Origin of the sequence: Sulfurimonas sp. (genome assembly GCF_041563035.1) — a bacterium.
Classification (GTDB): Bacteria; Campylobacterota; Campylobacteria; order Campylobacterales; family Sulfurimonadaceae; genus Sulfurimonas.
The window spans coordinates 95,853-119,912 of sequence record NZ_JBFFNS010000003.1 but is presented as its reverse complement, the minus strand read 5'-3'; the positions used below and the strand labels follow the sequence as shown (position 1 = coordinate 119,912).

Below are 24,060 nucleotides of genomic sequence, written 5' to 3'. Positions count from 1 at the left end.
AAAAGATGTCTAGAAAATATAATGTAGCAGTAGTTGGAGCAAACGGAGCAGTTGGTGAAGAGATAATAACAATTTTACAAGAAATAGATTTTCCACTTAACAAACTAGTTCCACTAGCAAGTGAAAGAAGTGCCGGTTCAAAAATAGAGTTTAACGGTAAAGAAATAGTTATCAAAGAATTAACTAATGATATTTTCAGAGAAGAAGAGATTGAAATAGCACTTTTCTCAGCTGGCGGAAGCGTTAGTGCAGAATTTGCTCCAGATGCTGTAAAGGCAGGAGCTGTTGTTATCGACAATACTTCTCACTTTAGAATGGACGCAAATGTTCCTCTAGTTGTGCCTGAAGTTAACCCTGAAGATATTGCTAAGTGGCAAGACACTGGTATCATTGCTAACCCTAACTGTTCTACTATTCAAATGGTTCAAGTACTCAAACCACTTGATGAGGCTTATGATCTTCTAAGAGTAGATGCAAGTACATACCAGGCAACTTCGGGTGGTGGAAAAACTGCTATGGAAGAGTTAGTATCTCAGATGCAAGACTTCTTCGCATTTAAACTAAGTGACGCGGAGCATAAAGCTTTCCCTCACCAGATAGCTCTAAATGTTATTCCCCAGATTGATGTTTTTATGGAAAACGGTTATACAAAAGAAGAGATGAAAATGGTTAACGAAACTACTAAAATCATGCACAAAGAGATTCCTCTAAGTGCGACTTGTGTTCGTGTTCCTACTCTTCGTGGTCATGCAGAAGCTTTAACACTTACTTTTGCTTGTGATGTAGATGCTTCCGAAGCTAGAAAAGTTCTAGAAAATGCTCCAAATATTGTTGTAGTTGATGATCCATCAGATAGTCTTTATCCTATGCCTGCAACTTGTGTAGATATGAACGAGACTTTCGTTGGTCGTATCAGAAATGACAACTACGCTAAAAATATGATTCATATGTTTATCGTGGCCGATAACCTAAGAGTCGGCGCTGCTACAAATGCTGTACGTATCGCTCAAAAATGGGTAGAAATGGAAGGAGAGAAGTAAGAATGGAAAGAATGTTTGAAGGCTCTTTATGGGCTTCTAGATTTATGGTTATCCTTGCTGTAGTATTTGGTCTTATTGGTGCTATAGTACTTTTTATTGTAGCTTCATTTGATATATATGAAACTGCTAAATTTGTTTTAAATACTTATATAACTCATGCTCATCCTGAAAACTTTCATGAAGATGTAGTTGGTGGTATTATCGGTGCAGTTGACTTGTACCTGATCGGTGTTGTTATGCTTCTTTTCTCATTTGGTCTTTATGAGCTATTTATCTCAGATATAGATGCTGCAAAAGATGAGAGTGGTGAAGAGAACAAGATTTTAGCCATTCATTCACTTGATCAACTTAAAGATAAGATATCAAAAGTAATCGTTATGGTACTTGTTGTTGGATTTTTTCAAAAAGTTGGTCATACGCAATACGATGGCGCGCTAGATATGCTATACTTCGCGCTATCTATAACTGCTGTAGCAGTTGGACTTTTCTTTTTGGGGAAAGTCGGAAAAAAGAATTAATTAATCCGTAAAAGGAGCAAAAGCCCCTTTTACTTCGCTTGGACCGCTGTGGTCACTAAAGCTTGACTTTGATAAAAGTCAGAATAAAAATAAAATAAAACGTATAGAAGGTATTAGATGAGTAAAATATTTGTAGATGCATGTTTTGGTAAGCAGACACCGTACACTCCAGTTTGGATGATGAGACAAGCGGGTCGTTACTTACCTGAGTACATGGCTGTTCGTGCTGAGGCTGGAAACTTTTTAAACCTATGTCATGATCCTAAAAAAGCTTGTGAAGTAACACTTCAACCAATCGACATCGTAGGTGTAGATGCTGCTATACTATTTAGTGACATCCTAGTTATACCGGACGAAATGGGTATGGACTTAGAATTTATCAAAGGTTTTGGACCAAAGTTCAACGATCCTATCAAAACAGAAGCTGACATTGATAGACTTATCGGTGGCGACGAAGCTGCATCTAAACTTACTTATGTTTTTGACACTATTAAACTCATCAAAGAAGACTTAGATAAGAGAGGTGGTGAAATTGCACTTATCGGTTTTACTGGTGCTCCATGGACACTTGCTACATACATGATAGAAGGTGAAGGTACAAAAACTTACAACTTATGTAAAAAAATGATGTACTCAAGCCCTGCACTTCTTCACAAGATACTTGCAAAAGTAACAGAAGTTGTAAAACTATATATGGAAAAACAGATCGAAGCCGGTATCGATGTTGTTCAGATTTTTGATTCATGGGCTGCTGCTATAGAGCCGTCAAAATATGACGAGTTCTCATGGAAATATATGGTAGAGATTGCTGACTATTTAAAAGGCAAATATCCTCATATTCCAATCATCATGTTCCCTAAAGGTATTCCGGCATTTTTAGACAATGTTTATGGAAACTTTGACGTATTTGGTGTAGATTGGTCAACTCCTATGGCGCTTGCAAAAGAGAAACTTGGTGACAAGTACGTTCTTCAAGGAAATATGGAGCCATGTCGTCTTTACTCTAAAGAAGAGACAACTGCATGTGTTGAGTCTATCCAAAAAACTATGGGTACTAAACGTCACATCTTCAACCTTGGTCACGGAATCCTTCCTGATGTACCTGTAGAAAATGCTATACACTTCGTAAAAGAGTGTCAAAGAGTTAGTAAAATATAAATGACTACTATTTTCGGTCCTATAAACTCAAGAAGATTTGGTTCTTCTCTGGGTATAGACCTCTCCCCTGCCCTTAAACAATGTAACTTCGACTGTCTTTACTGCGAGCTTGCTCCTACTCCGACTGTAGATGCACAGACAAGTACCGTGACAGTAGAGCGTATTATAAACGACTTGAAAGAACACTTGAGTGATAAAATAGACGTTATAACGCTAACTGCAAACGGAGAGCCTACTCTATATCCGCATCTAAAAGAGCTAATAGATGAAATAGATAAGATAAAAAACAAGACTGAGACTCTCATACTTACAAATAGTGCCACTCTTGTTGATGAAAAAGTTTTCAACACACTTCTAAAACTAGACCAAGTTAAACTATCTCTAGATGCTATAAGTGATGATGTCTTTAAAAAGATAGACAGACCTCATGCAAACATAAAAGTAGATGAAGTCGTAAAAAAAGTTCAAGAGTTTAGCAAAGTCTATAAAGGCAAGCTCTTTATGGAAGTACTATTTGTACATGGTCTTAACGACACAAAAGAAGAGATAGCAAAACTAAATGAGGCTCTTTTAGACATAGATGCATCTCGTGTAGATTTAGGGACCATAGACAGACCTCCAGCATACCCTGTGATGGGAATAAGCTATAAAGAGTTACATGAGGCTTCACTAATGTTTGACAGCTCTATACCTATTCATATAGCTTCTAGAGTTCATGCGGAACCAAACAACTCTCTTTACAGCGAAGAAGATATTCTAAACACTCTGGATAAAAGACCACTTACACAAGAGGACATAAATCTGCTTTTCGATGAAGTAAGCAAAGAGAGACTTGAAAAACTCTTAAAAGAGCAAAAAGTAGTAAAAAAGGCAGTTGGAAATCTAGAGTTTTTGCTACCAGACGCCAATGTTAAAAGAAAACGCAAAAAGTAGCCCAAATAGCTTGACTTTTACGCATCTGTTAAGTATAATTTCGGCTCAATAAATAATCCGGATTAGCTCAGCGGTAGAGTAGGTGACTGTTAATCACTTGGTCACTGGTTCGAATCCAGTATCCGGAGCCATTTATTTGAATCTTACTAACATATTCCGGATTAGCTCAGCGGTAGAGTAGGTGACTGTTAATCACTTGGTCACTGGTTCGAATCCAGTATCCGGAGCCATTACTTATTAAACAATCAAAAACTTATTCTAAACTAATCAACTTTTACTAAATCGCTATTATTGATATTATTGTCAATATAACTTAATACTTCTATCACGAGGATGTCTATAGTCATTGGGGTTGTTTGCTTTATTTAATAAAGCAAAAACAAAGCTAGCTAATAATATTAATACTAATACTTTCACAACTTTGTAACCCATATTAGGATTCTCCTTGCATTTAGTTAAGTTATAACAATCAAATTAATTTATTTCTTTTTGAGTATGCCTTTAAAATCAATATAACACCTATAACACCAGCTATGAATGAGGCAAAGAAAATACCTAGCTTAACTGCGTCTATCACACTTTGGTCTAAGAATGCGAGTTGAGTTATGAAGATAGACATTGTAAACCCTATACCGCCTAAGAAACCGACTGCTATTACTTCATCCCAACCTAAATCATCAGGTTTTTTTACAATGTTCAGTTTTTGAGCCAAATATGTAAAGCCGACAATACCTATAGGTTTACCAACAATAAGTCCAAGAACTACACCTATCACAATAAAGAAGTTTTGAGACACTGCTGAGAAGTCAAGTATAACACCTGCGTTTGAGAATGCAAACAATGGCATAATAAAAAATGCAGAAAACCCATGAAGCTGATGCTCTAGTTTTACCAGTGGATTTTGCACTTTATCGTAGTTATAAGCTATATCTTCAAGTGCATCTATTTGATGATGATTTAAAATAGGAATATTATCTATATGTTTTTCAAACTCATCTACAGATTCTTTTGTATTTTGTATAAAATCTTGCTCGTCAACTTTTGAACTGATAGGTATAGCAAAGGCTAAAAGCACACCGGCAATTGTTGCATGAACACCTATTGAGTGTATAAAAATCCACAGTGCAATACCTAAAAGAAGATATGGCATAAGCATTGTTACTTTCTTAAGATTTAGTATCCAGATAAGAGCATAGACCAAACCGGCATGAATAAAATATTCAGCATGAATTTCACTTGTATAAACAGTAGCCACGACTATAACTGCACCCAAATCATCAACTACAGCAAGTGCTACCAAGAATAGCTTTAAAGCAGGATTTACTTTTTTTCCAAAAAGCATCAAAATTCCCAAGGCAAAAGCGATATCTGTAGCCATAGGAATACCGAAACCTTTTGGATCAGTTGTATTAAAAGCTATATAAACTAAAGCAGGGATAACCATCCCTCCAATAGCAGCAACTATTGGAAAAGTTGCTTTTTTTACAGATGAGAGTTCACCTATGAGGAGTTCTCTCTTTATCTCTAAACCGACCATTAAAAAAAACAGAGCCATTAAACCGTCATTTATCCAGTGCATCAGATTCATAGAAATAGTATGACCACCCAATGTCACACCTAAAGCCATATTCCATAGTTCAAAATAGCTCTCACTTAGTGCAGAGTTAGCTACCATTACAGCAGCTATTGTCGCTACAAACAGTAAAACACCACTAAACGATTCGTCTTTTATAAATCTTTCTATTGTATGTAGATGCTGTGTCATATTATTTTTTCTTCCTTGTTTTAGATACTCTAGTTTTATTTACTTTATATTTGTAGTTTTTTAATTTCTCAATTATAATAGAAGATATGTCATATATTTCATTAATTGTACACTCTTCATTCTTTTCAAAATCTTTTCTATTGTCTTCAAACTTGCTAATCAGCTCTAAGAAATCTATATCTTTTAAATATGGATATAGATTAGTTGATTTTTCTTCTTCAAGTATCCAATGACTCAACACACAAATAACTAAAAATTCTGGTAAGTATGCAGGTTTATTTTCATAAAACTTTGCCACTGTTTCAGCCATCACATCATAATAACTAATCAATGGATCTTCATATTTAGCTAACTCCCTAAGTTGTTGTGACTTTTTACTCTCCTGAACCAACTTCATAAAATAGTCTACATTTACAACAGACTCTTGAAGGTTGACTAGCAACTTTCTTAGAGTATCGTAAACATAACTTGTATCACTATCTGTCCCAACTGTAGCTTCGTACTTAGCTTCGTCGATTTGTGTAAAGTATCGCTCCAGTGCTGTTCTTGCAAATACAAGAAGAGCCTCTGTTTTTATATCTACTAATAAAACAGCTTTAACTCTATTTTTACAATTATCATGTATGAGTTTATTTATAGGCATAATATTTATGCACTTATTATCGTCTCTATTTCTAAAGAGTCAGTTTCCACTTTCTTAGCTTTAGAAACTCTATCTTCTTTTAGTTTAGTAGCTAATTCTTCATTGTTTAATGCTAATATCTGCATAGCTAAGTAAGCAGAGTTAATAGCTCCAGCTTTCCCGATTGCAACAGTGGCAACTGGCATTCCTGCCGGCATCTGAACAGTTGAAAGAAGTGCATCAATTCCACCTAGTGCAGATGCTGACATTGGAACACCTATGATAGGCTTAACTGTTTTAGAAGAAAGTACACCTGCTAAATGCGCAGCCATACCAGCAGCAGCAATAAAACATTGAGCACCTTTTTTCTCAGCTTCTTGAATGTAACTAGCTGTTCTCTCAGGTGAACGGTGAGCAGAAGATACAATCATCTCATAACTAACACCAAAAGCCTCTAATGTCTCAGAACACGACTTCATCACTTCATAATCACTTTTAGAACCCATTACTATTGATATAAATTTCATATTTTTTTCCTTTAAATTACCTGTTTTATTTATTAATTGTTTATAGTTGTAATTAGTATTTATTAAAATACAGAAATTATGTAAATATAGGGGGTCTGAGGAGGTTGTTGCTAATTTGTATAGTATAAATTTCATCTTTATATGTAATATATGATTGGACTTCAAATATATCAATACTTAAATCAAATGATAAATAAGAAACTTCTTTAAATTCACTCTCTATATTGTTTTTTTGTTCTACACATTCAACAGCATTATCTAATGTACTTTCAACAAAACCCGCAGACTGGGACATACTTAAAGAGACATAGCTTAACAATGCTATAAATAAAAACACATAAATTCTTTTGTTTATCATAGCACTATTATAATTCTTTTACTTACTTAAGTCAATATATCTTTAAGTAAACCATTTTTTTTATTAAGCAAAAAAAATAGTTTATTTACAAAATAAAGAATTAACTGTTCTTCTAATAGACTATTTTGTGTATTCTTTTTCAAGGATAATTAATGAAAGTACTTTTAACTGGTTCTACTGGGTATATCGGTAGACGATTAAAGCAGAAATTTTTAGAAGATAAAAATATTGATTTAAGGCTTTTTGTCAGAAATAAAAAGAGTCTATCCTCAAACATATCAAAAAATGTTGAAATATTTGAAGGTGATACCTTTGATATAGAAAAACTAAAACTAGCTCTTAAAGATATAGATGTTGCTTACTATTTGATCCATTCATTAAATAAAAAAAACTATAAAGACTTAGATAAAATATCCGCTCAAAATTTCATTGATATTGCTAAAGAGTGTGGAGTCAAAAGAGTTATCTATTTGGGTGGTCTTGGTGTTAAAAATGACAACACAAGTAAACATCTCCTAAGCAGGATTGAAACTGGTGAGGTTTTAAGTTCATGCGAAGAGGTTCAAACAATCTGGATTCGAGCTGGAGTTATTATTGGATCGGGAAGTACAAGTTTTGAAATCATAAGAAACCTTACAGAAAAACTTCCTGTTATGACAACACCAAAATGGGTATACACAAAAGCACAACCAATTGCTGTTGATGATGTTTTGAACTACCTTTATGAATCTCTATCTCTAGATGCCAAAGAAAACCTTATTGTTGACATAGGGAGTGAAGAGCTAAGCTATAGAGATATGATGGAAAGAACAGCAAATGTTTTAGGTTTAAAAAGATTTCTTATACCTGTTCCTTTTTTATCAATAAGTTTATCCTCATATTGGTTAAATATATTTACTCCTGTGCCTTTTATAGTTGCTAAAGCATTGATCGAAGGATTGAAGTCTGAAGTAACTATTCAAAATAATAATGCTAAAAAATACTATCCAAAAATCAATCCCTTATCTTTTGAAGATTCTGTTGAAAAAGCTATTTCTGAAATAAAAAACAATCAAGTTATAAGCAGATGGAGTGATAACTGGGGCGTAGTATGGGAAAAAGAGCATACACATGAAATATCAGATGCTATTTTTGTAGATAGAAAAATAGAAGATTTAAAAGATATAAGTTCTCAAAAAGTATTTAAAACATTTATAAGCATAGGCGGAGAAAATGGCTGGTTTGATTATACTTTTTTATGGAAAGTCAGAGGTTTAATAGATAAAATGATTGGAGGAGTTGGTTTACATAGAGGAAGAAGAGTTGAAAATGAACTTCGTGTTGGAGACAGTCTGGATTTTTGGAAAGTTATCGACGTCGAAGACAATGAACGACTTTTACTCTTAGCTCAGATGAAACTCCCAGGTACAGCTTGGCTTGAGTTTAAAATAGAAGATAGTAAACTTATACAATCTGCATACTTTTATCCAAAAGGAGTATTGGGTAGATTATATTGGTATTGTTTGATTCCTGTTCATTATTTTGTTTTTAAAAATATGATTAAAAATATTATCCAAAATGCTAAGAAACCTTGAGTTGATGACATTAAAGTATGGAATCAAAAGGATTACCGGGCTACTCCCTTAAAGTTCTTAGATAAATACAAGGGAGACTGTATAGTATAAACTAGATATTCTTTGATGAACTTGCAACATTAGATTTTAGACCTAGAAACGCAACGGAACCGTTAAAATTATTCAAGATTCGTTAACGTAGGTATAGGCATGGACAAAAAAATAAAATCTTTATAACTATAAACTTTTATATCTAATTTATAGTTATTAATAAAAAGTTTTTTTTCATCCATAGATAATTCATTTGGATTGATTTTATAGTTTATAAAATTTTCATTAATATTTTCTTGCATTTTAAAAATTTTAATATCTTCGAGTGATGGTTTATTTGTTATTAATGAGTACATTTTCATTTCCTGATGTTTCGGTTCATTACTCATCGCAATGAACCTTTTTTTTGCAAATAGGAAGTCTTATATTGACCTAGTAGTGTAGTTTAGTTAGAGTCTTTTGTAGTTTTTTCTGCCGCGTTTGTACATTTTTCATATTTGTCGTCACATTTGTCTGTACATTTTTCTGAAGAGTTTTCAGATTTTTCACATTTTTCAGCGCATTTATTGTAAGCTGCATCACATTTGTCAGTTTCTTCAGCACTTAACGGTGATAAAAGAATAATTGCTAACAGAGTAGCTTTTAGTAGTTTCGAAATACCCATTTTTACAAGTCCTTAATATTAAGTTTAATATTTTAATAAGATTGTTTTGTTAGGATTTCATTACGGTTTTATTAAAACTGTAACTTAATCCTTAACAAAACTACAATTCACGTTTTACTAGGAGTATATCAATATTAACCGCCAAGCTATATTGATATACAAAGTAGAATAAATTTCACTATTCGCAGTCGAATTATACTCCCAAAATCAAATTTTTTTGCTAAAAATTACCTTAAACGAAATCAAATATCATATTAAAAATAATTGATACTTTTTCTAAAAAAAAGAGTATAATTTCTAACTCAAATTTTAGGCTTATTTTTATATTTAAGACCTTTGAGTCAAAAGAAATATCTATTGATATTTCAGGTTTTTTTGGCTGTGTTTGATATCTTCTATCAAACAACTATCTTATGTATAACATAATAATTTTATCGAGGACACAATGAACGTTTCTGATGTAGTGTTTGAAATGGAACTTGCTGGCGTTGATACTGCTGTTATTGCTAGTATCGTTGCACTTTGCGAAAGCAAAGGCTTTAATAGTGACTTTATTGATGAAGAACTTCTAAAAAGAGGTTATCCGAAAATTTTTACTATAAATTATGATGAGTATGATGATTTTGAAGATGATGAGTATTATTCAATAGAAAAATTTCCACATAAACATCAATATGATGACTAAAGAGGTAAAGGCTATGACAAATAAAGAATTAGTAAATGCTTACTATCAAATGTGGAATGAAAAAGACTTTGATAAAGCAGATAAGATCTGCGATAAAGACATTCGCTTTCGTGGTTCTTTAGATATTACTGCAAATGGCATTGAAGGTTTTAAAGAGTACGCTCAAATACTTACAAATGCATTTCCAAATCTTTACCATGCTGTAGAGATGTCAGTCTTTGAAAATGACATGGCAGCTGTTTATGTCACTTATTCTGGAACACATGAAGGTAAAATATTTGATTATGAACCAACTGGTAAGCGTATATCATATTCAGGGGCATCATTTATTCATATAAAAGATGGAAAAATTCGCAATATAAATATATTAGGTGATTTAAACTCACTACATAAACAACTTAGTGAATAGAAAGATATTATTGTGAATTATCAAAATGTTTTAAATGAGATATATCAAACAATTGAACCTCTTTTAAAAGAAGGTAATGTAGCAGATTATATTCCGGCATTGGCACAAGTTAATCCAAATCAGTTTGCTATGAGTATTACACTTTTTGATGGTAGTAACTTTCATGTTGGATGCAGTGATGAAAAATTCTCAATTCAAAGCATCTCAAAAGTTTTTACTTTTACTAAAGCACTCAGTATATACTCCAAAGAGTTATATACTAGAGTTGGTAAAGAACCCTCTGGAAATCCATTCAATTCATTAGTTCAGCTAGAGTATGAGCGTGGAATCCCAAGAAATCCATTTATTAACGCTGGAGCGATAGTTGTAACTGACACTTTACTTAGTAAGTATAAAACAGTAGATGAGACTTACAATGAAGTCTCTAGTTTTATAAAAGAGATCAGTGATAATGTGGATATAGGTTTTGATAAAAATGTTTGGTTTTCAGAATATAAATTTGGTCATAGAAATATGGCTTTAGCAAATTTGATGAAGAGCTTTAACAATTTGGATAATAATGTAGAAGATGTTGTTAAAACATACTTTAAGCATTGTTCAATAACTATGAGCACAAAAGAGCTATCTAGGGCTATGCTATTTTTAGCTAACCACGGTACTGACCCAATTACAAATAAGAACTTTCTAACTTCTTCTCAAACAAAAAGAATAAATGCTGTGATGCTGACATGCGGTCATTATGACGCCAGTGGAGACTTTGCTTATCATGTAGGACTGCCTGGTAAAAGTGGTGTTGGTGGTGGTATAATTGCTGTTGTACCAAATGTTATGAGCATAGCTGTTTTTTCACCTAGATTAAATAACTCTGGTAATTCATTAGCTGGTACAAAAGCATTAGAGATGTTTACTACTAAAACTAATTTATCTATTTTCTAATTACTTTACTTAAGAATAACCATCGAACTACATAGTAAATGTAAAATGTTCGATATGTGTCTTAACTCTATAGATAAAAGGATTTATCATGTTAGTTTATATCGATGACAGGGAAGACGAAGAGTTAGAAGATGACTATGGTTACGACTACGGTTCTGATAGCGAGTGTGACTATGATTATGACTCCGAAAAACAATCTTATGACTATGTTGAGAATGCAGACGATAGCTGTTTTAGTTAAAAACTTCTACTTCAACTTTATTTCTGCCATTTTCTTTTGCCTTATATAATGCACTATCAGCTCGTGCAATGGCAGTGTCATAATTTTTATCATCATGCGTAAAAGATGTCAAACCGATACTTACAGTTATATGTAACTTATTACCATCGATGTCTAGTTCTTTGTTTGCAAATTCTTCTTTGATTTTATTAGCTAGGACTAAAGCATCTGCAAGTTTTGTATCCGGCAGGATCATAGCAAACTCTTCGCCGCCGATTCTTCCCAATATGTCTGTTTTACGGGAGTAATGTTTTAAAAGATCAGCAAATTTTTTCAAAACTATATCACCACTTAAGTGCCCTAGAGAATCATTTATCTGCTTGAACCTGTCCAAGTCAAACATCATCAATGAACTAGTGGTATTGATATTACGTTTTACTCTTGAAAGTTCTTCTTCCAACCTACGACTAAAAAACCTTCTGTTATACAGCTCTGTCAAAAAATCAGTAGTTGCTTGAAGCTCTAGTTTTTCTTGCATCTCTTTTTGAGTTGTAATATCTAATATACTCCAGACTACACCTGTACTTTCCTTTGTCAACTCGATAGATGAGCCAAAAAATTCGCACCATATAGCCTTATTGTCTTTTCTTTTTAACTGATACTCTATCTTTTGATAAGAATCATTTTTAACTTTTGTAAAATTATCTGTTATTATTTTATTTGATGGATCATTTAAATGAATATGTCTACTGCTCTTCCCTATTAACTCACCTTTGGAATAACCTATAATCTCACAAAAACGCTTGTTTACCATAACTATATTACAAGTCTCATCTACGAGCATAATACCAGATGCATTATTTTCAAAAATCATTTCAAATCGTTTTTTTGTTAGTGACAACTCATCGAGAGTGATTTGCCTCTCCAAAAAAGAACCCGCCCACTTAGCCAGCAGTCTCATGAACTCATCATCAGTTGAGTCGTATTCCAACTGTCTAGCTTTTGGGGAAGAGAAATTTATAGTGCCATATACTTTAGAGTTTACTCTGATTGGTGCACCTATGTATGACACAAGATCAAAGTCTCTGTGGCATGGATGACCCGCATATTTCGAAGTTGTGACATCTTTTATAGCTAGTACATCATCTATTTCTAGAGTAGTCTTACAGTATGTTGAACCCAAGGCAAATAACTGTGTATCATGGAGTGTATTAGGAGGGGTGGACTGAACATCAACAGTATAGTCCTGCTCAACGATATGACTAACTATCCCAAACTCTAGCCCAAAGTGTTCTTTACCTATAACCAAAGCTTCTCTAAGCGTTTCTATAGGGCTGATTTTTGAGATAGCCGCAATTTTATTTAGTTTATGAAGTGTCTCATTTTGTCGTTTAATAATTCTTAATTTATCTTTCAATTGTCACTCCTGACACGAATGTACTATTATTGCATAACAGACCTAATATTACAATAGTACTTAACTACACTAATGTGATTTCCATTATTTCGAGTAGGAATAGTGCTTCATATCGGTTGAAGATAGCTTTTTTTAGATGGTTTTTGCGTATGTCTATGTAAGTGTTTTGTGCATCTGTAAAGTTAGCGTATTCCAAGTTAGTATTTTCAAATAGTGCCCCCTTAAAATTTGTGCCAGAAAAGTCAGCTTTTTGCAGTGAAGAGTTTCTAAAGTCTACTTCTTTCGCACTGCACTCTTTCATGACCAGATCCTCTAGTTCTAAGCCATAAAAGTTACTGTCATTTAAAATAGTCTCTATAAACCGCAAAGGGTTCGCACTAAGCAGACTTTTGTAGTCACACATAGTCCAGTCAACCCCGATCATCTTACACGACACAAAAGTAACATCACTCATTTTGGTGTCGGTTAGTTTCATGAGACTTAGGTTACAGTTTTCAAAACGGCATTCTATAAACCTACATGACAAAAAGAAAGTTTCACTAAAGTCACAAGATACAAAAGTACATGATTCAAACTCTGCTTTTTTAATCTTTAAGCCATGAAGAGAGATGCCTTTAAAATCCTCTGCAAAACAGTCTAAACCATCAACAATACTTACTACCGCCATTTCTGTCCTTTTATACTTATGATGAGATTATAACCTTATAGAAGTGGATTTTCAAGCTCAGAAGTGTAAAATAACGACTACTATTTAAAAGGCTCAAAATGAAGTACATCATAGACATGATAGATGATATACGAGAAAATATACAAAACTCAAAAGAGTACACTCTGCTGGCGATGCTCCTAAAAGAAGATGAAGAAAAAAACTTTCAAAATGCAGGTGAAAAGGTCATCACATCAATAGAGATAGACCATGACGCTAAAAAGTTACTACTAGGCTTCTTAGGTGCAGATGCATCTACAAAAGAGCTTCTAGAGTGTGTAAACTCTTTAGATATGAAAGCTATGATGTACGAAGTAGTAGTTAAGATCTCGGATGAGCATCCACTGATGTCAATTGTAGGGTTTGGAGAAAACAAGGAAGAGAGAGCTTATACTTTTTTTGTGATGACATAAAGACTACGGCTTAAGTACAACGCTCTGTATTTGTTGGGCAGGTTTTTAGGTGTAGTGAAAAATATACTATTATTTAATTTATGCACACTTCTAATAAAAGTGGATTTTTAACCTCATGGGTGTTATTTTAAAGATAATGCGAACTTTTAGAAGACTCAGTGAGCTTGAGAAAGTACCAAATCTTGATTTGTCTAAAGAGCTTGATATCATCGAAAAAATCAACCTACAAGACATAGAGCGGGATGACTCAGTAATGTAATCACTAGATGTTAGCTGGATATCGTTTTATATTAAATCACAAAAATATCAATATAAGTATTTTTTTATTATAATTGGTTAAACACTATAAAAGGATAATTAAATGGCTCAAACTATAAGATTTGGTACAACAAAATTTGAAGAGTTACCAGCATTACTTCAAATGAATCCAGAAGATCTAGAAAGTAAAAAAGCAAGACTTTTTCCAAAAGGAAACAGTGAACATGAGACATCAGTTGTATCAATTTTTTTAGCTTCTTTGAGTGCTGTAAAAGAATATAGAGAAGAGCTTTTTTTATCCATTGGAATTAATAAAATTAAAACAAGAAATGTCAATATTTATATATATGTAGAAATTCAAGATGGAAATAAGGAAAATAGGCCAGATGGTCTAGTAGTAATTACAAGTGGCAAGAATCCAATAATAGAATGGGCAGGAATTATTGAAGCAAAAATTGGAGACCATATTTTAGATAAAAATCAGATTGATCGTTATGCAGATTTTGCGGATAACCTTGGAATCAAAGATATTATTACAATATCAAATCAATTAGTCACAACTCCAATGAATTCACCTATAAAATTAAGAAGAACAAAATTTAAATTATATCATTGGTCATGGACATACTTAAAGGTTATAGCACAAAGACTTATTCGAACAGATAGTGTTGAAGATACAGATCATATTTATATACTTAGTGAATTAAGACGATTTTTTGATGATAATAGAAGTCTAAAAAACTTTATTAATATGGGAGCAGAATGGAAGAATAGTGCTAATGATATCTACTGTCATAATGAAAAACAAAAAATTAAATCTGATATACTAGATAATATTCTTATTCCATATATACAAGAAGAAAAAGACAATAGTTTACAGTTAACTGATAAGACAAGTCACTACATAGAACTTATTGCAAAAGATGATAGAGTTGAAGAAATAACACAGATGCTACAGGAAAAAAAGATCATAACTTCTAAGTATATGATTGATAGAGATAAGCATAATACATTTAACGTAGAAGCAGACTTTAAGGGCTTATCAATAAAATGTTCTACTTCTTTTGAAATTAGTAAAGGTAAAGCTCAAGCTCAAACAACATCATTATTAAAGATGCTGGAGAATGACTCAGGCTATCCAGAAGGCATCTTTATAAATGCCATATATCCAAGGAATAAGTATCTTTCTAAAACAGGTATATCACTTTCAAAACTAATAGACGAAAGAAATGATATCACAAACACACAGTATAGTATTTTAGATAAAAGTCTAGGTGATACTGTAAAATATTTTGAAATATATACTATAAATATAATTGGAAAAAGATTTCACGGAAATAAAACATTCATCGATGATTTTGAAGCTTACAGCGAAAGATTTTTAAATCAAGTTATGGAATATATTTCTTAATTAACTCATATATCAATTAACTGTGCCAATTTTACATCTAGTACTTTAGACATCTTATATAACTGCTCTAGATTGAAATGTTTGTTATATTTATTCTATTATTTATCAGTAGCTTTTTTTATTTCTTGTAAGTATGCTTCTACATCTTGAACATGCTTTTCAGTAGCAAGTCCCAAATATATAAGTTTTAAAAGTTCAGGTTTTGAAGTTTCCCAGTTTTTTATAGTCTTTGGGTCAACACCGATGCGTTCTGCTAATTCTTTTTTAGTCATTCAATAATTTCCCCATATAAAAACTTGACATAACGGAAAATATTTACTATAATTGTAAAAATTAAAGTAAATATTTCCATTTGTTAAATATAATTGTAATAATAAAGGAACATCCAGATGCTATAAATCATACTTGTGTAAACAGTAAAAAACCATCAGTTTTTTAAACAGCTTTCTCTACAAGCATAAAAGAGTAGATGCTACTTTAGTGTTAAAAATAAATCCGTTCATTATCACACAAGTATTATTAATGGTTATTGAAAAAAACATGTAAATTTAAAATTTTCATTCATACACGTAGATTAGGGGTGTAACACTATGGTAAAGTCTTTATATCTGAGCATGTCGCTGCTTACTCTTGCTCTTTCTTACATCTATCTCATCCCTTATCGTCTCAAAAGAAAAGTTGACACACTAGAGCAGACTCTCTTAGAGCATCAGACACTTGTGGATATGAGCAGTGCTATCTTACTTCGCTGGCACAACGACTCTGCATCTAGCATCTACTACGCTTCGCAAAACATTCTTCAGCTCATAGGTTGCACAAAACAAGAGCTTGAGGCAAAAACTGTGAGTTTTTCTCACTGCATCTACGAAGATGACATAGCTCGTGTGACTTCTGACATAAAAGATGCCGTAGAGAAAAAGCTCCTCACCTTTACGCATCCACCCTACCGTGTAGTGACTAAAACTGCCCATGTCAAGTGGGTTCAAAACCACACTCTGCTCCTGCGAGATGCCAACGACAACATAGTAAGCTTTGTCGGCTACATTACAGACATTACTGAGCTAAAAAACAGCGAACTCAGGCTTAAACTTCTATCTCAGACAGATCAGCTCACCAAAGTACACAACAGAAGGTACATAGATGCTCTACTACAAACAGAGTACTACTACTTTCACAGAAATAGACAAGAGTGTAGCATCGTACTTGTGGATTTAGACCATTTCAAGTCTGTCAACGACAACTACACGTTATAGGTGATGAAGTTCTCGTAGAGTTTGCTGAGCTTGTAAAAGAGTCCATAAGAGAAGGAGATCATTTTGCCAGATGGGGTGGAGAGGAGTTCATGATAATCTTACCACACACAAACTTCAGCCAAGGGATCATCCTAGCACGTAAGCTCCGTAAAGTCATATCAGACCATGACTTCTCAACTGTATGGCATCAGAGCGCTAGTTTTGGAGTTAGTAGCTTTGTTAGTGGGGTGAGTATAGAAGAGACCATAGGTGCTGCAGACAAAGCTCTTTACAGTTCTAAGTCCAAAGGTAGAAACTGTGTTACTTAAGAATATAGTTGATATTGTTATAGTTCTTTAATAAACTGTTCCTTGGTTTTACTTATGTATTGAGTAACAATTTTATCAATATTATCACCCTCAACATATCTTCTGCCTAGAGACCTTTTTATATCATTTTTATTTTCTTCAAAAAATTCTTCATATATCTCATCTTCTAATGGCATCTGATATCGCAAAGAGTTTAATATATTAGATATTCTATTAACTCTCTTTTTAATATTATCAATATATTCAGGCAAATATTCTTCCGTGCTTTTAGCAAGCTCCTCATCTTCTAAAAAATCACTATTTTTAAGTATCTTCTCTAGTCCAACAACAGATTTTTCATACTCTTTAAAATACACTGGTATGGAAATATTATTTGTCTCAAGAAACTCTCGCACAGAAAACTCATTAATCTCATCATACTCAAATACATCATCAATTGCCATAGCCATATCTTGTTCGTAAGAGCCTTTAAACATAGTAACATTTACTAAGTCATAAAAAGGTGCAACCTCTAAGCCATCCTTACTTACAAAAAATGATATGTTTTTTCCGTGAGCGTCACTATTTCCTATAATGAGGTTTAATATACTCCACTTGATTATCTGTTCTTTGAAAAGTACTGGAACAACTGCTTTATCAGCCAAAGAAAAGAGTTTAGAAAAAGAGACACCTTCTCTGTACTGGGAAGCATTTTTACCTATATTTCTTTCATACTTATATGAGACAGGTAAGCCAAGTGCTTGAACACTATCTATAATATGTTTTCTGTTTATGAGATTTTCATTCACTATCTCTCTATCAAATCTCTCTACAAACAAAACACACTCATTTGCTATCTCAATACAATCAACTTTAGCGACATTGAAACCTAAAGCTTTTGCTAGTTTCATAGAGACAAATTCATTGGTTACTACATTTTCTCCAGCTCTATTGAACTTCAATATGTGAGTTGAGCATAGATTACCTTCTCCAAATCCCATTTTGCCTTCATAAATAGTTAAAGGAAGTTTAGCTTGGACACCTGCTACACTCAACCTAGGTGTACCATTCCAGATATGGATAGGTTCTATATCTCTTGCCTTTACTTTTTCTTCCAGCTCATCTTCCGTTATCTCTTTAAAAGATGTCTCTAGAGTAAAAACTTCGTCACTAGAAAATGTCAATGCACCAGTGGTTTCTAAACCTATCTCTTTTAATATTGCAAACTTTTCACTTTTTGATACCTGATAATATATACTAAGTTCTTCAAAACCTCTTCCTTCTGGAAGTAAGTTCTCTATGAAGCTTTTGACAGCCCCTTTGTCAAATCCACCAAACCCAAGAGAAGGACTGATCTCAAACCCATCTTTTTTCCAACTCTTTGCATAAGTAAGTTCATAAGTTTTCTCGAAACTATCATAGGAAATAGTCCCTACTAATATTCCTCTGTAGTGTATGTACAATAGATTCATATTTTATTCCTCAAGTCTCAGTTTTAAGCCTAGCATATTTATAATAGTAAAGATGGTTGAAGTATTTGCATTCTCTCCATTCTCTATAGAGCGAAGCGTTTTGTCACTTATTCCGCAGAGCATAGCAGTTCTTTTAATAGATAGTTTAGACTTAGTTCTTTTGTATTTAATCATATCACCAAGATCAGTTAAGGTTTTTATGGAGCTGTCATTTGGTTTTTGAGATGCGATAACTTTTTTGCCGCTGCCAACTACTGTCTCTTTCTTGAAAGAAGAGTTAGCATTTAGTTTTCCTAAGATTTTTCCTACTTTAGTCTGCTTTGATTCACTTTTCATTTTATCTCCAATATCTAAAAGAGTAGCATATTACCATCATAGCAAAATAAAATATAAAAGTACACTAAAAGGGTATTTAGTTACCACTATGAGACAAAAAAGAGTAAAAAGGTTCTAAAAGAGTATTAATTTACCATTTAAGCCAGCAGATTCTCACCCACAAGCAGAACAAAACGCTTCACCAGGTCTGTCACCTTCTTTATGCTCTTCACCTTTTTCTAGTACCTTGTAAAACTCTACACGAAAAACTACTGGACCAGTTATAACCACATGGTGGTATCTCTCAGACTCTATGACTATAGGATGGTCTTTGTCAGCATCTAGAACATTATCTTTGTCATCTTCCCAGATATACTGCAAAGAGCCCTCTTCTACTACGACCAGACCTACTTTACCTTTTGGAGCAAGGTGGTTTTTCAGTATGCCTTTTACGACTGTCTCTTCTGTCATGTTTGGTGTCTGTCCAACTTTTACAGCGCCTTCTGGTAATTCTTCGTTTTGAAAGTTCATAATTTATTTCCTATTTTTAATATTTTAGTTCTAAAATAACTTTATTGGTAATTTTAAACCACCGCCAGACGGTGAAGAAAAACTTGTATCGATGCCACCTAGTGCATCTTGTTTGGAGTTTAGTAGTGAGCCTGTATCTCCAAGGTTTGAAGATAGTCCTTCACTAGAACCTCCTGCTTTTGCCAAGATGCCAGCCTTTAGATCTTTCTCAAAGCCTCTACTTGCTTTAGTGAGCATTTTACTCATCCCATGTGAGAGTTGTTCATCCAAGTCACTTTTTACTTTTATGGCAGGTTGGTCAAGCTTTCCGTCCACAGATATATCTACATTGAACTTTGAGATTTCAGATAGTAGATCATTTGCCAGTTTTTGTGATGGCATCTGAAGTTTTACATTTGTAACATTTACTTTACTTTTTGCTTTAATGCTTGCATCTTCTACTTCACCTTTTATAGTTGCATTTGTAACTATGTCGTTCATACTTAGTGCTTGCATATCAAGTGTGGCTGTTTTAAAGCCTGTAGCTTTGACATCAAAGCTAGTGTTTGCTTTGTCACTACGTCTGTCATCAACTACATCTGCGACTATCTGTTTGTACTGTGTTCCTTTCGCATCTGCGTGAAGTTTCATAGGTTTTCCGTAGAGCTTTTGGTTGCTGGAAAGGTCTTTTACATTTATATCTAAAACATCATCTTTTAGTTTTACATTTATCTTAGACTCTTTTACTACAAGGTCTGGAATCTTCGAGAGGTTTGCATACTTTATCCATCTTCCTTGACCGCGAGGAGGAGGAATATCTAAAGCCTCTTCTTTCTTAGCATCATCACTTATATATGGAGCTAGCATCTCATAATATTTTAATCCCTTCTTCATATACTCGCCTATCTCATCACTCATAAGAGTACCTATGAGATTAGCTCCGCCACCTGCATTAAGAGAGTACTTCTTTTTCAGACGGTCTATGTCTTGTTGTGGAAGATTTTTAAGAGCATATATTTGCTGTTTGAGGCGTTTTTGATCTGCATTGAAATCTTTTTGCAGTGAGGTATACTTGCCTTTTAAAGAGTTTATCTTAGCTTTTAGTTTATCTATGTCGCCTTTAGCAGATGCTATCTTTGTTATGTCTCCACCTTGGAGGCTTTTTTGAAGTTTCTGGGCATCTGCTTTTATCTCATCTACTTCATTTTTGCTCTTTAGCTCATCAGATATCTTCGCCCATTTTTCTTTTGTTTTTTCTATATCTGCTTTTAGTTTCTGTGCCTCTGTTACAGACTTTAGCTCCTCTTTTGCAAGTATGTCATCTACATTTGGAAGAGCAAAAGGACTTGCATCTTGGGATGCAGACTTCTTGTCTACGCCTTTTGCTTTTGGGGCTTGTGTTTTTGGAACATAAGAGTCATCATAAGCTTTTGCTGCAGTTGTTCTTTTTTCGTTAAAAGCTAAAGCATTTACGTTTAGCATCTCTATCATCGCTTTTTTCTCCATAAGTGCAGAAAAACCAAGATCAAACTCTACATCTCCGACTTGGACAAGGTTATGAGTAAGTTTATCTTTGTCCGCTATCTGGATGCCAGATATCTTTACACGTAAGTCTGAAAAGCTTGAACTAAAATCTTTGATGTTTACTTGTGTCTGTAAAGAATATGCAAGAGACTTCTCAACAGCTACGCGAGCAAGAGGATCAAAAAGAACTATAAATATAAGGGCGATTCCTACAGCCAGACCACCAAATACACCAACACCCCACCAACGAAAGAGTGAGTTTGTTTGTGCTTCTTCGTTGAATAGTTTCATCCAGCGAGTAGCCTTCCATTCGTTTAGTTTAGCCCCTATCTGATCTCTGTAAAGAGTGATAACTCTGTTTAGTATAAGTAGCATCGGAACAGCCAAAACTGCAGATACTATTAGCGAACCAGTAACAAGTGTATAGTTAAAAGAGCTCCATCTAAAGAGTGCTGAGTTGTACAGAGATGTAAAGAAACCGTTAAGAGAACCGTTAGTTAGAACCGAGTAACCAAGAGACTCAAACACAGGATCAAAAAGGTAACCTACTCCGCTAAAAATAGCAGTGAAAAGAAAAAAGAGTCCAAAGTTAACATTGAATATAAGTGCTAAAAACAAGACATCTAAAAGTATAAGAGAACTTGTAGGTAAAAAACCTGCAAACATCGCTAAGACTATAGCCCCCGAGAGTTGCCAAGACTTACCTGAAGAGTTGAGTGCTTTAAAAAGCTTACGAATAAAGTTAAACATAATCCACTTCCTCTGTATATTATTATTTATTATATTATAACGGTTAAAAAGATATTATGCTACACTCTATCATATATTTTTTTAATCTGAACTCAAGTCGGTACAAAACTACAAGAAAAAGATGTAATTATTACTGAGTCAAAAAGCTCAGTAGGCTTGATTTTTAAGGACAATACACGTATATCTGTTGGTCCAAATTCTAAGCTAGAGATTGAAAAATATCTGTTTGAACCTGCAAACAACCAAGAAGGTTTTGTCACTAACCTTTCAAAAGTAAGCATCGAGTGCAAAACAGGACTGATTTCTAAAGTTAATCCAAAAGCATTTAAAGTAAAAGTAAAAACTGCGACTATGGGTATATGTGGCACTCACTTTATAGTTAATGCTGATTACACTACTTTTTAACGCTTGTTCTAATAAAATAGAATTTATATTATTGCTCCAAGAAGATGGTGAAGTAGGAAAAAAAGAAAATAGAAGAGTAGAAGTAACTATTAAATAATAAGGTAATAATATTGAAAAAGATTATAAGTGGATTTGAAAAAGAGAGAAACGTACTTGTTATATCTAGTATAGTTATAGCTTTTTTTATTTTCTTTAGTATAGATCTTACAGCCCTACATCTCACTTACGAAAATACTCTTATAACTTTACTTGCACTAAACGCATACTTTGCTATAAGACTAATTCTTGAGTGGTTAAAATCAAAAGAGCTTCTTATAAATATAGCTGTACCACTGCTGCTTGGGTCAATCGCTATGGGTTATATAGTTTACAAACTAAGCCTGACTTCTATAATCTTTGATACTACTCTACTCTCTATCCTTCTTATTCTTGGCATCGGTGAGTTTACTGCATATTTAATATCCTTGAATGTTGAGTACAGTGTATATAGAAGATCAGATACAGAGTCTTCTAAAACATATCTGCCTAAGACTCCATTTGCACTTAAGTCGAAGTTAAAATACATTCCACTGAGCCTTTTACTACTTCTTGTCACTGGGCTTTGTGCTGAGTTTATTCTAAGTGCTCCTGTAAACTCTTTTTGGTTCATAATTTTACTTTTTCCATTTAGTGTGCACATCTTAGCTTTAGCTATTTACTTTATATCTATAGACAAAGATGATATAGCCCAAAACATAAAAATATTTGATGAACAAGACAAAAACCACCTACTCTCAACTATAGGCATGAAGCTAGCAAACAAAAAGTCAACATCTTGCAGAAAGACAACAACTGAACAGTACCAGACTGTTATGCATTTTTTAGAAAATGGACTAGATCCAAATGAGATATTTGAAAATCGTTATACACTACTTTTGCCTAGTACATGTTGTGGGGATTTTAAGTTAGTAAAGTTACTCATAGAGTATGGCGCAAATGTAAACTTTGTAAGTAGCAATGGAGTGACTGCTTTACACTTGGCATCTGAACATGGTTCAACGGAACTAGCACAACTGCTGGTTAAAAGCGGAGCGGATATAAACATAAAAAACCCTCAAGGCAAAACCGCTTTGGATTTTGCAAAAGAGAGTAAATCTGAGGATATTGTGAAGCTTCTTACTTCTGAGTAAGACCGTGAAGAGTACTTATGATTTCATCCATCTTATCGCTGATAAGACTAACATCATCTGAGATATTATTTACTTCACTTGCATTTATGTTAAGTGCATCTGAGCTATCAGAGATAGACTGAATAAGTACGTTTGTAGTAGCTGATGTCTCAGCTAATGATTTTTGAGTACGTTCAGCAAGCTTTCTTACTTCATCTGCAACAACTGCAAACCCACGACCATGTTCACCTGCACGAGCAGCTTCAATAGCAGCATTTAAGGCAAGAAGATTAGTCTGCTCTGCTATTTCACCGATATTAGAAAGGATATCTTTAGTCTCATTCGCACTTGCAACTAAATTCTGAAGGTTATCGACCATCTCATTCTCTTTTTGAGAAACATCATGTATGCGTTCTACAGTACTGTTTATCATATCTTTTAGATCTATGATAGTCGTATCAGTTATTTCACTGATAGTCTCATTTAACTTCTCAGATGTTTGGATAATATGACTTTGAGTATCTTTGTTTTCTTGTTCCATATTTTGTAAAGATTGACCCAAAAGGTTGATGTTATTTAGTAAGTCAGCCATCTTTGCTTCAACTTTCACTTCACTTCTTGAAGTAAACTTTCCATCAGCATAGCTTTGTAAAGTAGCTATAGCATTGTCGAGGTTTTTTTCAGAAGATGTCAACATGTTATTCATACTGTTTCTAAGAACATGTACATATGGTGTTTTAGAGTCTGCATTT

27 protein-coding genes, 2 tRNA genes and 1 pseudogene are annotated in these 24,060 nt (G+C 33.6%); 17 read left to right on the top strand and 13 right to left on the bottom strand.

Annotated features, from left to right (window positions below; all coding sequences use genetic code 11):
- The first annotated feature begins 5 nt into the window (after nucleotides 1–5).
- The 6 genes from ABZC13_RS03970 (at nucleotide 6) to ABZC13_RS03945 (ending at nucleotide 3,879) form a co-directional block, all read left to right on the top strand.
- On the top strand, nucleotides 6–1,040 hold the full coding sequence (locus ABZC13_RS03970; protein WP_373000407.1) for an aspartate-semialdehyde dehydrogenase: 1,035 nt from the start codon (nucleotides 6–8) through the stop codon (nucleotides 1,038–1,040).
- A 2-nt stretch (nucleotides 1,041–1,042) separates the two neighbouring features.
- Nucleotides 1,043–1,558 (top strand): YqhA family protein, encoded by a 516-nt coding sequence (locus ABZC13_RS03965; protein ID WP_373000404.1) that lies wholly within the window; start codon nucleotides 1,043–1,045, stop codon nucleotides 1,556–1,558.
- A 117-nt stretch (nucleotides 1,559–1,675) separates the two neighbouring features.
- A complete protein-coding gene (gene hemE / locus ABZC13_RS03960) occupies nucleotides 1,676–2,716 on the top strand; it encodes a uroporphyrinogen decarboxylase (RefSeq protein ID WP_373000401.1) in 1,041 nt (346 codons plus the stop codon).
- Complete coding sequence (locus ABZC13_RS03955) at nucleotides 2,717–3,649, top strand: radical SAM protein (protein ID WP_373000398.1); 933 nt, start codon at nucleotides 2,717–2,719, stop codon at nucleotides 3,647–3,649. It abuts the gene before it with no gap.
- A 56-nt stretch (nucleotides 3,650–3,705) separates the two neighbouring features.
- Nucleotides 3,706–3,780 (top strand) — tRNA-Asn (locus tag ABZC13_RS03950).
- Between the two features lie 24 nt (nucleotides 3,781–3,804).
- Nucleotides 3,805–3,879: transfer RNA gene (locus ABZC13_RS03945), tRNA-Asn, on the top strand.
- 239 nt (nucleotides 3,880–4,118) lie between these two features.
- Here the strand turns inward: ABZC13_RS03945 and nhaA are convergent.
- The 3 genes from nhaA to purE are packed head-to-tail and all read right to left on the bottom strand — an operon-like array spanning nucleotide 4,119 to nucleotide 6,563.
- On the bottom strand, nucleotides 4,119–5,414 hold the full coding sequence (gene nhaA / locus ABZC13_RS03940; RefSeq protein WP_373000395.1) for a Na+/H+ antiporter NhaA: 1,296 nt from the start codon (nucleotides 5,412–5,414) through the stop codon (nucleotides 4,119–4,121).
- 1 nt (nucleotide 5,415) lies between these two features.
- Entirely contained in the window at nucleotides 5,416–6,057 is a 642-nt protein-coding gene (locus ABZC13_RS03935) for a hypothetical protein (protein WP_373000392.1), read from the bottom strand.
- Between the two features lie 5 nt (nucleotides 6,058–6,062).
- The gene (gene purE, locus ABZC13_RS03930; protein ID WP_008335802.1) at nucleotides 6,063–6,563 is read right to left on the bottom strand and encodes a 5-(carboxyamino)imidazole ribonucleotide mutase; all 501 of its coding nucleotides are present in this window, start codon (nucleotides 6,561–6,563) and stop codon (nucleotides 6,063–6,065) included.
- Between the two features lie 510 nt (nucleotides 6,564–7,073).
- Here purE and ABZC13_RS03925 point away from each other — a divergent pair.
- Nucleotides 7,074–8,495, top strand: a complete 1,422-nt coding sequence (locus tag ABZC13_RS03925; RefSeq protein WP_373000389.1) for an SDR family oxidoreductase — start codon at nucleotides 7,074–7,076, stop codon at nucleotides 8,493–8,495.
- Nucleotides 8,496–8,653: 158 nt separating this feature from the next.
- Here the strand turns inward: ABZC13_RS03925 and ABZC13_RS03920 are convergent, their stop codons facing one another.
- Together ABZC13_RS03920 and ABZC13_RS03915 are read right to left on the bottom strand one after the other, a co-directional pair.
- On the bottom strand, nucleotides 8,654–8,914 hold the full coding sequence (locus ABZC13_RS03920; RefSeq protein WP_373000386.1) for a hypothetical protein: 261 nt from the start codon (nucleotides 8,912–8,914) through the stop codon (nucleotides 8,654–8,656).
- A 56-nt stretch (nucleotides 8,915–8,970) separates the two neighbouring features.
- Nucleotides 8,971–9,189: a hypothetical protein gene (locus ABZC13_RS03915; protein ID WP_373000383.1), complete on the bottom strand. Its 219-nt coding sequence runs from the start codon at nucleotides 9,187–9,189 to the stop codon at nucleotides 8,971–8,973.
- Nucleotides 9,190–9,634: 445 nt separating this feature from the next.
- On the opposite strand from ABZC13_RS03915, the gene ABZC13_RS03910 reads away from it, so the two are divergent.
- The 4 genes from ABZC13_RS03910 (at nucleotide 9,635) to ABZC13_RS03895 (ending at nucleotide 11,460) form a co-directional block, all read left to right on the top strand.
- On the top strand, nucleotides 9,635–9,874 hold the full coding sequence (locus tag ABZC13_RS03910) for a hypothetical protein (RefSeq protein ID WP_373000380.1): 240 nt from the start codon (nucleotides 9,635–9,637) through the stop codon (nucleotides 9,872–9,874).
- 13 nt (nucleotides 9,875–9,887) lie between these two features.
- Nucleotides 9,888–10,283 (top strand): ester cyclase, encoded by a 396-nt coding sequence (locus ABZC13_RS03905; protein WP_373000377.1) that lies wholly within the window; start codon nucleotides 9,888–9,890, stop codon nucleotides 10,281–10,283.
- A 12-nt stretch (nucleotides 10,284–10,295) separates the two neighbouring features.
- A complete protein-coding gene (locus ABZC13_RS03900) occupies nucleotides 10,296–11,219 on the top strand; it encodes a glutaminase (RefSeq protein ID WP_373000374.1) in 924 nt (307 codons plus the stop codon).
- Between the two features lie 88 nt (nucleotides 11,220–11,307).
- On the top strand, nucleotides 11,308–11,460 hold the full coding sequence (locus tag ABZC13_RS03895) for a hypothetical protein (protein ID WP_373000371.1): 153 nt from the start codon (nucleotides 11,308–11,310) through the stop codon (nucleotides 11,458–11,460).
- On the opposite strand, the gene ABZC13_RS03890 is transcribed toward ABZC13_RS03895, so the two are convergent.
- Together ABZC13_RS03890 and ABZC13_RS03885 are read right to left on the bottom strand one after the other, a co-directional pair.
- Entirely contained in the window at nucleotides 11,453–12,856 is a 1,404-nt protein-coding gene (locus ABZC13_RS03890; protein ID WP_373000368.1) for a diguanylate cyclase, read from the bottom strand. The two genes, ABZC13_RS03895 and ABZC13_RS03890, sit on opposite strands and share 8 nt — an antisense overlap.
- 64 nt (nucleotides 12,857–12,920) lie before the next feature.
- Nucleotides 12,921–13,523 (bottom strand): pentapeptide repeat-containing protein, encoded by a 603-nt coding sequence (locus tag ABZC13_RS03885; RefSeq protein ID WP_373000365.1) that lies wholly within the window; start codon nucleotides 13,521–13,523, stop codon nucleotides 12,921–12,923.
- A gap of 98 nt (nucleotides 13,524–13,621) precedes the next feature.
- Here ABZC13_RS03885 and ABZC13_RS03880 point away from each other — a divergent pair, with 98 nt between their 5' ends.
- The 3 genes from ABZC13_RS03880 (at nucleotide 13,622) to ABZC13_RS03870 (ending at nucleotide 15,644) form a co-directional block, all read left to right on the top strand.
- A complete protein-coding gene (locus tag ABZC13_RS03880; RefSeq protein WP_373000362.1) occupies nucleotides 13,622–13,975 on the top strand; it encodes a hypothetical protein in 354 nt (117 codons plus the stop codon).
- 115 nt (nucleotides 13,976–14,090) lie between these two features.
- Nucleotides 14,091–14,234, top strand: coding sequence for a hypothetical protein (locus tag ABZC13_RS03875; protein WP_373000359.1), 144 nt, complete (start codon nucleotides 14,091–14,093; stop codon nucleotides 14,232–14,234).
- Between the two features lie 102 nt (nucleotides 14,235–14,336).
- Nucleotides 14,337–15,644: a hypothetical protein gene (locus ABZC13_RS03870; protein ID WP_373000357.1), complete on the top strand. Its 1,308-nt coding sequence runs from the start codon at nucleotides 14,337–14,339 to the stop codon at nucleotides 15,642–15,644.
- A gap of 98 nt (nucleotides 15,645–15,742) precedes the next feature.
- Here the strand turns inward: ABZC13_RS03870 and ABZC13_RS03865 are convergent, their stop codons facing one another.
- Complete coding sequence (locus ABZC13_RS03865) at nucleotides 15,743–15,916, bottom strand: helix-turn-helix domain-containing protein (protein ID WP_373000354.1); 174 nt, start codon at nucleotides 15,914–15,916, stop codon at nucleotides 15,743–15,745.
- A 318-nt stretch (nucleotides 15,917–16,234) separates the two neighbouring features.
- Here ABZC13_RS03865 and ABZC13_RS03860 point away from each other — a divergent pair.
- Nucleotides 16,235–17,205, top strand: a pseudogene (locus ABZC13_RS03860) (diguanylate cyclase).
- Nucleotides 17,206–17,222: 17 nt separating this feature from the next.
- Here the strand turns inward: ABZC13_RS03860 and ABZC13_RS03855 are convergent.
- From ABZC13_RS03855 to ABZC13_RS03840, 4 genes are all read right to left on the bottom strand, one after another.
- Nucleotides 17,223–18,656, bottom strand: a complete 1,434-nt coding sequence (locus ABZC13_RS03855) for a HipA domain-containing protein (protein ID WP_373000351.1) — start codon at nucleotides 18,654–18,656, stop codon at nucleotides 17,223–17,225.
- A 3-nt stretch (nucleotides 18,657–18,659) separates the two neighbouring features.
- Complete coding sequence (locus tag ABZC13_RS03850; protein ID WP_373000348.1) at nucleotides 18,660–18,992, bottom strand: helix-turn-helix domain-containing protein; 333 nt, start codon at nucleotides 18,990–18,992, stop codon at nucleotides 18,660–18,662.
- Between the two features lie 153 nt (nucleotides 18,993–19,145).
- Nucleotides 19,146–19,502: a DUF1971 domain-containing protein gene (locus ABZC13_RS03845; RefSeq protein ID WP_373000344.1), complete on the bottom strand. Its 357-nt coding sequence runs from the start codon at nucleotides 19,500–19,502 to the stop codon at nucleotides 19,146–19,148.
- Nucleotides 19,503–19,532: 30 nt separating this feature from the next.
- A complete protein-coding gene (locus tag ABZC13_RS03840) occupies nucleotides 19,533–21,755 on the bottom strand; it encodes a TIGR03545 family protein (protein WP_373000341.1) in 2,223 nt (740 codons plus the stop codon).
- Between the two features lie 126 nt (nucleotides 21,756–21,881).
- On the opposite strand from ABZC13_RS03840, the gene ABZC13_RS03835 reads away from it, so the two are divergent.
- Together ABZC13_RS03835 and ABZC13_RS03830 are read left to right on the top strand one after the other, a co-directional pair.
- The gene (locus ABZC13_RS03835) at nucleotides 21,882–22,160 is read left to right on the top strand and encodes a FecR domain-containing protein (protein ID WP_373000608.1); all 279 of its coding nucleotides are present in this window, start codon (nucleotides 21,882–21,884) and stop codon (nucleotides 22,158–22,160) included.
- A gap of 110 nt (nucleotides 22,161–22,270) precedes the next feature.
- Nucleotides 22,271–23,329 carry an ankyrin repeat domain-containing protein gene (locus ABZC13_RS03830; RefSeq protein ID WP_373000338.1) on the top strand — a complete coding sequence of 353 codons (1,059 nt, stop codon included), beginning with the start codon at nucleotides 22,271–22,273 and terminating at the stop codon, nucleotides 23,327–23,329.
- Here ABZC13_RS03830 and ABZC13_RS03825 read toward each other — a convergent pair.
- Entirely contained in the window at nucleotides 23,316–23,741 is a 426-nt protein-coding gene (locus ABZC13_RS03825) for a methyl-accepting chemotaxis protein (RefSeq protein ID WP_373000604.1), read from the bottom strand. The two genes, ABZC13_RS03830 and ABZC13_RS03825, sit on opposite strands and share 14 nt — an antisense overlap.
- Nucleotides 23,742–24,060: the final 319 nt, after the last annotated feature.